This is a genomic window from Pseudomonas sp., assembly GCF_037994325.1.
Taxonomy (GTDB): Bacteria; Pseudomonadota; Gammaproteobacteria; order Pseudomonadales; family Pseudomonadaceae; genus Aquipseudomonas.
In genome coordinates this window covers 1-7,967 of the sequence record NZ_JBBNAH010000710.1, presented here as the reverse complement: position 1 = coordinate 7,967, position 7,967 = coordinate 1, and the positions used below count along the sequence as shown (strand labels likewise).

Here is a 7,967-nt window from a genome sequence, read left to right as displayed (position 1 = left end):
CTAAGTGCAGATCCGAGATCAGAAGTGTGATCAAACGACTTACTCGGCAACGATCTCAGCGCGTTCGATGATCACATCATCGACCGGCACGTCTTGGTGGCCGGATTTCATGGTGGTTGCCACGGCGCGGATTTTGTTGACCACGTCCATGCCGTCTACCACTTCGCCAAACACGGTGTAGCCCCAGCCTTGTACGGTCGGTGCGCTGTGGTCGAGGAAGTTGTTGTCGGAAACGTTGATGAAAAACTGCGCGGAGGCCGAATGCGGCTCCATGGTACGGGCCATAGCCACGGTGCCAACTTTGTTGGAAAGACCGTTATTGGCTTCGTTTTTGATGGTGGCGCGGGTGGCTTTCTGCTTCATGCCTGGCTCAAAGCCGCCGCCTTGAATCATGAAGTTGCTGATCACGCGGTGGAATACGGTGTTGTCGTAGTGACCGGCCTTAACGTATTCCTCGAAGTTGGCAACGGTCTCCGGGGCTTTGTCAGCGAACAGGTTCAGGGTGATAACGCCGTGGTTGGTGTGCAGCTTGATCATGGGAAAATCCACTCTGTCGAGAAATTCGAAGGCCTGTCAGGGGGTTGACAGCTTCGGCTATGATAAGCGCTTTGTTTTGGTCGGCCTACCCTGGCTGCACACCTGTACGTTCAAGGATCCTATGAGCAAGCCCACTCACGACCCAGCTTCCACTGCCAATGCTGACGCCAAAGGCGCCCCTGTCGTTCCGGCCAACTTCCTGCGCCAGATCGTTCAAGCTGACCTTGATTCCGGCAAGCACACTAAAATCGTCACCCGCTTTCCGCCAGAGCCCAATGGCTATTTGCACATTGGCCACGCCAAATCCATTTGCGTGAACTTCGGCCTGGCCGAGGAATTTGGTGGCGTGTGCAACCTGCGCTTCGACGACACCAACCCGGCCAAGGAAGATCAGGAATATATCGACGCGATCAAGAGCGACGTGCAGTGGCTGGGTTTCCAGTGGGACGGCGAGGTGCGTTTCGCTTCGCAGTATTTCGACCAATTGCACGCCTGGGCCGTTGAGCTGATCAAGGCCGGCAACGCCTATGTCGACGACCTCAGCCCCGAGCAAGCCAAGGAATACCGTGGCAGCCTGACCGAGCCTGGCAAAAACAGCCCGTTCCGTGAGCGCTCGGTAGAGGAAAACCTCGACCTGTTCGCCCGTATGAAAGCCGGTGAGTTCGAAGATGGCGCCCGCGTGCTGCGCGCCAAAATCGACATGGCGTCGCCAAATATGAACCTGCGCGACCCGATCCTCTATCGCATTCGCCACGCCCATCACCACCAGACCGGCGACACCTGGTGCATCTACCCGAACTACGACTTCACCCACGGTCAGTCGGATGCCATTGAAGGCATCACCCACTCGATCTGCACCCTGGAGTTTGAAGGCCATCGTCCGCTGTACGAGTGGTTCCTGGAGCACCTGTCGGTGCCGGCGAACCCGCGTCAGTACGAGTTTTCGCGCCTGAACCTCTCCTACACCGTCACCAGCAAGCGCAAGCTCAAGCAGTTGGTGGACGAGAAGCACGTCAATGGTTGGGACGACCCGCGCATGTCGACGCTGTCGGGCTTTCGCCGTCGTGGCTACACCGCCGCGTCCATCCGCAAGTTCTGCGAAATGATCGGTACCAACCGTTCCGACGGCGTGGTCGATTTCGCCATGCTCGAATTCGCCATCCGTGACGACCTCGACCACAACGCCCCGCGCGCCATGTGCGTGCTGCGGCCGTTGAAAGTGGTCATTACCAACTACCCGGAAGGGCAGGTGGAAAACCTCGAACTGGCGCGTCACCCGAAAAACGATATGGGCGTACGTGCCTTGCCGTTTGAACGCGAGATTTACATCGACCGCGACGACTTTATGGAAGAGCCGCCAAAAGGCTACAAGCGCCTGGAGCCGGGCGGTGAAGTGCGTCTGCGGGGCAGCTACGTGATTCGTGCTGACGAAGCGATCAAAGACGCTGACGGCACTATCGTTGAGCTGCGTTGCTCGTACGACCCCGACACCCTGGGCAAAAACCCCGAAGGCCGTAAGGTCAAAGGCGTTATCCACTGGGTGCCAGCTGCCGCCAGCATCGAATGCGAAGTGCGTTTGTACGATCGCCTGTTCCGCTCGCCGAGCCCGGAAAAGGCCGAGGAAGGCGCGAGCTTCCTCGACAACATCAACCCCGATTCCTTGCAGGTACTCACCGGTTGTCGTGCCGAGCCATCGCTGGCCCAGGCATTGCCGGAAGACCGTTTCCAGTTTGAGCGCGAAGGCTACTTTGCGGCGGATATCAAGGACTCGAAACCAGGTCAGCCGGTGTTCAACCGTACCGTGACCCTGCGAGATTCGTGGGCGTGAGGATTTAACAACGTGCTTTCCATCTACAACACGCTGACCAAAAGCAAAGAAGCCTTCAAGCCGCTGGATGGCAACAAGGTGCGCATGTACGTGTGCGGTATGACCGTGTACGACTACTGCCACCTGGGCCATGGCCGCAGCATGGTGGCGTTTGACCTGATTACCCGCTGGCTACGTTTTAGCGGGTATGAGCTGACCTACGTGCGCAACATTACCGACATCGACGACAAGATCATCAACCGCGCCCGCGACAACGGCGAAAGCTTTGATGCCCTGACCGCACGCATGATCGACGCCATGCACGAAGACGAAGCCCGCTTGAACATCCTCAAGCCGGACATGGAGCCGCGCGCCACCGACCATATTGACGGCATGCACGCGATGATCCAGACCCTGATCGACAAGGGCTACGCCTACGCGCCGGGCAATGGCGACGTGTACTACCGGGTCAATAAATTCCTCGGCTACGGCAAGCTGTCGCGCAAAAAGGTCGAAGACCTGCGCATCGGCGCGCGCATTGAAGTGGACGAAGCCAAGGAAGACCCACTGGACTTCGTGCTGTGGAAAGGCGTGAAACCGGGCGAGCCAAGCTGGCAGTCGCCCTGGGGCGCGGGGCGGCCGGGCTGGCATATCGAGTGCTCGGTGATGTCCACCTGCTGCCTGGGTGACACCTTCGACATCCACGGCGGCGGCAACGACCTGGAATTCCCGCACCACGAAAACGAGATCGCGCAGAGCGAGGCGGCCACCGGCAAGCCGTACGCCAATGCCTGGATGCACTGCGGCATGATCCGTATCAACGGCGAGAAGATGTCCAAGTCGTTGAACAACTTCTTCACCATTCGTGACGTGTTGGAAAAGTACCAGCCGGAAGTGGTGCGCTATCTGTTGGTGTCCAGCCACTACCGCAGCTCGATCAACTATTCCGAAGACAACCTCAAGGAAGCCAAAAGTGCGCTGGAGCGTTTCTACCATGCGCTGAAAGGCTTGCCCGTTGTGCCGGCGGCCGGTGGCGAAGCGCTGGTTGAGCGCTTTACGGCGGCGATGAACGACGACTTCGGCACCCCCGAAGCCTGCGCTGTGTTGTTTGAGCTGGTGCGCGAAATCAACCGCCTGAAAGACAGCGATATCAACGCTGCTGCCGGTTTGGCCGCGCGTTTGAAAGAGCTGGCCAGTGTGCTGGGCGTGCTGCAAATGGACGCCGATGACTTCTTGCGCGCAGGCGCTGACGGCAAAGTAGATGCTGCAGAAGTCGACGCCTTGATCGCCGCGCGCCTGCAAGCGCGTGCTGATAAAAACTGGGGCGAGTCCGACCGCATCCGCGACCAACTCACCGCCATGGGCGTGGTGTTGGAAGACGGCAAGGGCGGCACCACCTGGCGTTTGGCTGACTGATGGTTCGCGCTTGAATAAAAAGCCCGCCGATTTGGCGGGCTTTTTATTGGGGCTTTGTTGGGCTTCGCTGCGCTCAACCGAACCTACAGGGTCGGTGTAATTCGTAGGTTGGGTTGAGCAAAGCGAAGCCCAACGTGCCGATCATTGGCCTACCACAGCGGCAGGGTGTAGCTCACGATCAGACGGTTCTCGTCCAGGTCATTGCCAAAGTTCGAACGCGCCGTGGCGTTGCGCCATTTCAGGCCGAGGTTTTTCATGGGCCCGTCTTGGAATACGTAGGCGACGTCCATGTTGCGTTCCCACTCTTTGCCGTCGTTGGCGCCACCGACACGCTCAACGTCGTCGCCGTTGAGGTAACGGGTCATAAAGGTCAGGCCGGGAATACCGATGGCGGCAAAGTTGTAGTCGTAGCGCAGTTGCCAGGATTTTTCGTCTTTGTTGGCGAAGTCGCCGATCTGCACGTAGTTGACCAGGAACGGGTCGGTAACGTTGACGTAGGCAAAGCCGGTGTCGCCGCTCATGCGCTGGTAGCCGGCACCAAAGGCATGGCCGCCTAAGGCGTAGGTAAACATGGCGCCAAAGGCGTTGTTGTCGACGTTACTGCTGCCGTCATCGCGGGAGCGGGCGTAGCGGATGTCCGACTTCAGCGACTGCTTGTCTGCCAACGGCAGCACATGGCTAAGGTTGACGATGTGCTGTTTGTAGAACTCATCGAGGTTGCCGTAGCTGTAGCCGGTGGTGAGCTGGTCATTCCACTTGTAACTGCCGCTGGCAAAGTTGAATTCATCGCTTGTCAGGCCGGCGGTGCTGACGATACCGCGGCGGCCGCCGCCGTTGATGACCATTTCTTCGTAGTCGGAGGAATCGCGGTAATTCACGCGCTTGAGCTGACCGGCGTCGAGGGTCAGGTTGTCGATATCCAGCGAGTTGATTTGCCCGCCCTGGAAAATCTGCGGCAACAGGCGTGAGTCGTTGGCTTGCAGTACGGGTACCTTAGGCATTAGCGCGCCGACTTTCAGGATGGTTTTTGAGGCTTTCAGTTTGGCCGTAACGCCGAGGTCGCCGTAGCTGTCCTGGGCCTTGCCGGTTTCCCGGTCAACTTGCAGCAGGCCGGTGCCGGTGCGGCCTCGGCCGGAGTCCAGTTTTACTCCCAAGGTGCCGATGGCATCGACGCCGACACCCACCGTACCGTTGGTGTAGCCCGATTCGTAACGCAGTAGAAAACCCTGCGCCCATTCTTCCGACTTGCTGCGAAACTCGCCGGGTTTACCCGTGACGCCGGGCGGGTTGGGGCTGCCGTCCTGCCGGTAGTCGCGGTTCATATAGAAGTTGCGCAGCTCAAGGCTGGCTTTGCTGTCGTTGATAAAGTCGGCGTGGGCCAAGGTCGGAAGGGTTAAGGACGCGCCAACCGTAGCCAGGGCTACAGCGTGGGCGAGGTGAGCTTTGCTCATTATTGTTTTCTCCTCGTGTGGTAGTCGGTCGGTGGTGGTGTGACCGAACGGTTACAGCAAGATGAATGTAAGCACGAGGAATTGTCTTACGCCCTTTAGACCTTAGTCGGCGGGGCGCGGGCAGGGCCTTGCTGGGTAATAACCGAGGGTGTCCTGCACCGCCGCATCGTGGGCGGGAACGATGGTCAGCTGCAGTTTTTGTTCAAGGGCGCGGTAGATATGGCGCACCTTTACGGCCCCGCAGACCAGGCTTTAGAGGTCCGCGCCGCTGCGCTGGTACGTTTGGAAGCGGCGGGTGTAAGTAGGGGTAATCCTAAAAACTCGTAGGACCATCGGTCGGGCTTATGGCGAAATGCCCTCAACTTTTGCCAGGGGGTGCCGTCAACCTTGCAGATGTTCCTGTCGAGGAAAATGATCATGGCTACTTCTTCAGCTGCTTTTCTGCCGGCCAATCTGCGCACCGGCAACGTCGGCACCGGCTCCAATTCGAGCAGTGCCGTAGACCCGCAGAAAACCTTGGCTAACCGCCTGGCCGACAAGCTTGGCCTCAAAGCCGGTGACCTCAGCGGCAAGGCCAGCGACTACACGCCGGATAAAGTTTCCGAGCGCATTTTGGGCTTTGTCGAAGGCAGCATTAAGGCTAAAGCCGCTGGCGGCGCCGACCCGGCGGAGCTACAAGAAATGCTCGCCCAAGCGCGTAAAGGCGTAGAGGAAGGCTTCGCTGAGGCGAAGAAGATCCTTGATGGCTTAGGTGTGTTGGGCGGCGACATCGCAAAAAATATCGACGAAACCTACAGCAAAATCACTGCTGGCTTGGACAAGCTCGGCGAAAGCCTGGGTGTTCCGGCCTCGTCTACCGACAGCCCGGATTCCACCACCTCGATTTCCGGTGATTACAGCAGCCGCAATTACCAGGCCCAGGCGCAGAGCTTCAATCTCGACCTGACCACCCTGGAAGGCGACAAAGTGCGCATTACCGCCGCCAATGCCTCGTCCAGCGACAGCACTTCGTCGGCTAACGGCAGTTCGTCATCGACCAAGACCATTCAGGTTTCCGGTTATTCGGTGCAAGTGGACGGCGATCTTAACGACGAGGAAATGGCCTCGCTCAAAGACTTGTTCAGCAAAGTCTCCGATATTTCTGACAAGTTCTATTCCGGCGACTTGCAGGGCGCTTTTGACCAGGCGGTGAAGCTGGATATCAACGGCACCCAGTTGGCCAGCATGTCGCTGAATATGACCACCGCCAGTGTGCGCGCTACCGAAACCTACGGCTCAGTGGCTGGCGGCAGCAAAGCCGGGGCGAGCAACAGCGCCTTGCAGGATTACGCCAAGAGCTTGGTGGATGGTTTGCAAAGCGCGAGCAACCTGTCGAGCGACCCGGCGAAAACCATGTCGGATCTGCTCAAAGGCGCTTTCAGTCTGGATGAGCGCTTCGACCAGGCCAGCCTGGACAAAGCCAAAGACCTTAACGACCGTCTCCTCGACGGGCTGAAAGGCTTGATCACTCCACAAACCGCCACACCCACCAAAGCCACCGCCGCTGCCAGCGACGAGTGAGTCGGCTAAACTGCGCCTCATCTTTTCTCTTGAGGCGCAGTCATGCTTCCCGAATGCCAATTGTTCGGCACCCTTGGTTGCCATCTCTGTGAAGTGGCCGAAGCGCTGCTGATGCCCTTTGTTGAGCACGGTTTGCTGGTGGAGTTGGTAGATATCGGCGACAGCGAAGCGCAGGTGGAAACCTACGGCCTGCGCATTCCGGTATTACGCCGCTGCGACAACGGCGCTGAGTTGAACTGGCCGTTTGATGCCGACCAGATTGCTGCCTTTCTGAGCTAACGCTTCCTGAATCAGTCGCGCTTTTCGCCACGACGCGGTGGCGGCGGTGGCGTGTCTTCAAATACTTCGGCTACTTCGCAGGCCAACTTCTCGGTTGGGAAGGGCCCGGCAACCTGCTCGCCGGAATTGGCAACAACCCACCAGTTGCCGGTGCTGATCTGTTTGATCGCATAACCGTTTACGGTCTTTTCCGCGCTCATTGTGTGCTCTCGATAAGGGGTAAATAGCCAGGCCGTGATAGTACCCAGTAAAGGCTAAATCACGGCCAATAAAAAACCCGCCAAGAGGGCGGGTTTTTCTGGGATTGGTCGGAGAGACAGGATTCGAACCTGCGACCTTCTCGTCCCGAACGAGACGCGCTACCAAGCTGCGCTACACTCCGAATGGGGCCAGATTTTACTGAAAAAGTTTTAGCGCACAAGGGGTTAGGCAGAAAATTTTCTTCTCGCAACTAACCCCTTTTGCCGCTTGGGTCAGAGCTCTTTGACGGTACGCACTTGGTCTTTATTGACCTTGGTGCGTTTGCCGTCCAGTTGCTCGAATTGGTAGAAACCCGACTCGTCGTCGTACTCCGGTTCATCGACCGTCTGGATTTCGCGGCCATCGTTCAGGGTGATAACCGAGGGCGAGGAGCAACCGGCGAGGGCGGCAAGGCCAAAGGCCAAAGCAAAGGCGGGAAGAGTCCGCTTATTCATGGTTTTTTCTCCGTTATGGGCAGACAGCGTCTGCATACTGGCTCAGCTATTAGCGGTGCATGAGACGGAAACCTGTCGGTCAAGTTCACTGACCGGGCAATTAGCGGGTGCGCGGTGCTGTTTGCGTGAGTAATTCGGGGGTGTTGAGATTGGCCAAGCGCGGATCGTCCTCGGCCAAATCCAAATAAATTGCTCCTTGCGCTTCAAGCACCTGCCTGGGGC

9 protein-coding genes, 1 tRNA gene and 1 pseudogene are annotated in these 7,967 nt (G+C 58.2%); 4 read left to right on the top strand and 7 right to left on the bottom strand.

The annotated features are described in order from the left end of the window. Positions 1-39 precede the first annotated feature (39 nt). The gene (locus AAAB16_RS23505) at positions 40-537 is read right to left on the bottom strand and encodes a peptidylprolyl isomerase (RefSeq protein WP_108097383.1); all 498 of its coding nucleotides are present in this window, start codon (positions 535-537) and stop codon (positions 40-42) included. A gap of 121 nt (positions 538-658) precedes the next feature. Here AAAB16_RS23505 and AAAB16_RS23500 point away from each other — a divergent pair, with 121 nt between their 5' ends. Together AAAB16_RS23500 and cysS are read left to right on the top strand one after the other, a co-directional pair. Continuing rightward, positions 659-2,365 (top strand): glutamine--tRNA ligase/YqeY domain fusion protein, encoded by a 1,707-nt coding sequence (locus AAAB16_RS23500; RefSeq protein WP_340665518.1) that lies wholly within the window; start codon positions 659-661, stop codon positions 2,363-2,365. A 12-nt stretch (positions 2,366-2,377) separates the two neighbouring features. After that, on the top strand, positions 2,378-3,760 hold the full coding sequence (gene cysS / locus AAAB16_RS23495) for a cysteine--tRNA ligase (protein WP_340665517.1): 1,383 nt from the start codon (positions 2,378-2,380) through the stop codon (positions 3,758-3,760). A 149-nt stretch (positions 3,761-3,909) separates the two neighbouring features. On the opposite strand, the gene AAAB16_RS23490 is transcribed toward cysS, so the two are convergent. Then, the gene (locus AAAB16_RS23490) at positions 3,910-5,211 is read right to left on the bottom strand and encodes an OprD family porin (RefSeq protein WP_340665516.1); all 1,302 of its coding nucleotides are present in this window, start codon (positions 5,209-5,211) and stop codon (positions 3,910-3,912) included. Between the two features lie 102 nt (positions 5,212-5,313). Then, on the bottom strand, positions 5,314-5,439 hold the full coding sequence (locus tag AAAB16_RS23485; protein WP_340665515.1) for a hypothetical protein: 126 nt from the start codon (positions 5,437-5,439) through the stop codon (positions 5,314-5,316). Between the two features lie 189 nt (positions 5,440-5,628). Between AAAB16_RS23485 and AAAB16_RS23480 the strand changes: the two genes are divergently transcribed. Both AAAB16_RS23480 and AAAB16_RS23475 read left to right on the top strand, forming a co-directional pair. After that, the gene (locus tag AAAB16_RS23480) at positions 5,629-6,771 is read left to right on the top strand and encodes a DUF5610 domain-containing protein (RefSeq protein WP_340665514.1); all 1,143 of its coding nucleotides are present in this window, start codon (positions 5,629-5,631) and stop codon (positions 6,769-6,771) included. A 42-nt stretch (positions 6,772-6,813) separates the two neighbouring features. Then, entirely contained in the window at positions 6,814-7,050 is a 237-nt protein-coding gene (locus AAAB16_RS23475; RefSeq protein WP_340665513.1) for a glutaredoxin family protein, read from the top strand. An 11-nt stretch (positions 7,051-7,061) separates the two neighbouring features. Here the strand turns inward: AAAB16_RS23475 and AAAB16_RS23470 are convergent, their stop codons facing one another. The 4 genes and pseudogenes from AAAB16_RS23470 to AAAB16_RS23455 form a co-directional block, all read right to left on the bottom strand. Further along, the gene (locus AAAB16_RS23470; RefSeq protein WP_340665512.1) at positions 7,062-7,250 is read right to left on the bottom strand and encodes a hypothetical protein; all 189 of its coding nucleotides are present in this window, start codon (positions 7,248-7,250) and stop codon (positions 7,062-7,064) included. A gap of 105 nt (positions 7,251-7,355) precedes the next feature. After that, positions 7,356-7,432, bottom strand: a tRNA-Pro gene (locus AAAB16_RS23465). 91 nt (positions 7,433-7,523) lie between these two features. Next, positions 7,524-7,745 carry a YgdI/YgdR family lipoprotein gene (locus AAAB16_RS23460; RefSeq protein WP_110614782.1) on the bottom strand — a complete coding sequence of 74 codons (222 nt, stop codon included), beginning with the start codon at positions 7,743-7,745 and terminating at the stop codon, positions 7,524-7,526. A 100-nt stretch (positions 7,746-7,845) separates the two neighbouring features. Then, positions 7,846-7,967, bottom strand: a pseudogene (locus AAAB16_RS23455) (hypothetical protein); the annotation flags it as partial.

Bases quoted from the DNA above. Each gene is read 5' to 3' on its own strand.
- AAAB16_RS23475 (WP_340665513.1), top strand. From the start codon at position 6,814: ATGCTTCCCGAATGCCAATTGTTCGGCACCCTTGGTTGCCATCTCTGT.
- AAAB16_RS23470 (WP_340665512.1), bottom strand. From the start codon at position 7,250: ATGAGCGCGGAAAAGACCGTAAACGGTTATGCGATCAAACAGATCAGC.
- AAAB16_RS23490 (WP_340665516.1), bottom strand. From the start codon at position 5,211: ATGAGCAAAGCTCACCTCGCCCACGCTGTAGCCCTGGCTACGGTTGGC.
- AAAB16_RS23505 (WP_108097383.1), bottom strand. From the start codon at position 537: ATGATCAAGCTGCACACCAACCACGGCGTTATCACCCTGAACCTGTTC.
- AAAB16_RS23460 (WP_110614782.1), bottom strand. From the start codon at position 7,745: ATGAATAAGCGGACTCTTCCCGCCTTTGCTTTGGCCTTTGGCCTTGCC.
- AAAB16_RS23500 (WP_340665518.1), top strand. From the start codon at position 659: ATGAGCAAGCCCACTCACGACCCAGCTTCCACTGCCAATGCTGACGCC.
- AAAB16_RS23480 (WP_340665514.1), top strand. From the start codon at position 5,629: ATGGCTACTTCTTCAGCTGCTTTTCTGCCGGCCAATCTGCGCACCGGC.